Raw genomic sequence first — 1,675 nt, 5'->3', positions numbered from 1 at the left:
CGTAATTTAAGTTTCTCTTCTCCCATTACAGACGTTCATCTCGGTTTAGAATACAGTTTTTTGAGTTTGTACGAACATAGTTTTACACCTTATGTATTTGCAGGGGTAAGCTATTTTAAATTCAATCCATCTGCAAAAGATTCATTGGGCCGCAAAGCTTATTTGCAACCTTTAAGCACCGAAGGCCAGGGCTTTTACCAGGGAAGAAAAAAATATAATTTAGGGCAGTTTGCCATTCCATTTGGGGGTGGTGTAAAATTTGCTTTCAGCGATAATGTTCGTTTGGCTTTTGAAATTGGTTTAAGAAAAACCAGTACAGATTATTTAGATGATGTGAGCAACACTTATATAGATCAGAATATTTTATTAGCCAACCGTGGCCAGCAGGCTGTTGATCTGGCTTTTCGTGGAGGCGAATTAAAAACCGGACTTACTTATCCTGCCGATGGCAGCCAGCGTGGCGGTGTAAAAAATAAAGACTGGTATTATTTTTCTGGTCTTAATCTTAGTATTAGATTAAATGGCAACGGCGGTTCTGGCGGTGGCAAATCAAAAACCGGTTGCCCAACCAATATTTATTAATTGATTTTTTATTTTCCTTTCAACAATACTACTGCATTAGTGTTTTACATTTGTACCACAATGTAAAATAATGGCCTACAAATCGCTGGAAGAATGTTTATTAGAGTTAGAAAAAAATAATCAACTCATCAGAATTAAAGAAGAAGTAGATCCATTTCTTGAAATGGCGGCAATTCATTTGCGTGTGCATGAGGCTGGCGGCCCGGCTTTATTATTTGAAAAGGTAAAAGGCAGTACCTTCAGGACTGCATCAAATATTTTTGGAACACTGGAGAGAAGTAAATTTATTTTCAGGCATACACTGCAAACTGTGCAGCAACTCATCGAATTAAAAAACGATCCGGTTAATGCCATAAAACATCCTATCAATAATTTTAATGCAGGGCTGGCGGCTTTAAAAGCATTGCCTTTAAAAAATCCAATCAATAAACCTGTATTATTTCAGGAAATAAAAATATCCGACATTCCACAAATTCAGCATTGGAAAATGGATGGTGGTGCATTTGTTACGCTGCCGCAGGTTTATACAGAAGATATAGATAAGCCCGGAATAATTAATGCAAACCTCGGCATGTACCGCATTCAACTTTCGGGAAATAATTATGAGCCCGATAAAGAAGTTGGTTTGCATTATCAATTACACCGTGGCATTGGTGTTCATCAAACTAAAGCCAATAAAAAAGGGTTGCCATTAAAAGTGAGTGTGTTTGTTGGCGGCCCCCCTAGCCATAGTGTTGCTGCAGTAATGCCGCTGCCTGAAGGTATTAGTGAAATGACTTTTGCAGGCGTATTAGGCAACCGCCGTTTCCGCTACATTTATAAAGATGGTTTTTGCCTGAGTACCGATGCAGATTTTGTAATCACCGGAGAAGTTTTTCCCAACGAAAATAAACCGGAAGGTCCTTTTGGAGATCACCTGGGATATTACAGTTTGCAACACGATTTTCCTTTAATGAAAGTGCATAAAGTATATGCAAAAAAAAATGCGATATGGCCATTTACCGTGGTAGGTAGGCCACCCCAAGAAGACACAAGTTTTGGCCAATTGATACACTCCATAACTGGTAGTGCATTACAAAATGAAATACCAGGG

Annotated in this window: 2 protein-coding genes; both read left to right on the top strand. The window is 38.6% G+C overall.

Annotated features, from left to right (window positions below; translation table 11 throughout):
• The coding region (locus ACY65O_RS02595; protein ID WP_462219292.1) for a DUF6089 family protein at positions 1-582 on the top strand (582 nt) is incomplete at its 5' end.
• 70 nt (positions 583-652) lie between these two features.
• Positions 653-1,675 (top strand): UbiD family decarboxylase (locus tag ACY65O_RS02590; RefSeq protein WP_462219291.1); only part of this gene is annotated, 1,023 nt, incomplete at its 3' end.

The sequence above is a fragment of the Ferruginibacter sp. genome, assembly GCF_031430955.1.
Classification (GTDB): domain Bacteria; phylum Bacteroidota; class Bacteroidia; order Chitinophagales; family Chitinophagaceae; genus Ferruginibacter.
The sequence above is the reverse complement of the archived record's forward strand: the minus strand, read 5'-3'. Positions and strand labels throughout refer to the sequence as shown.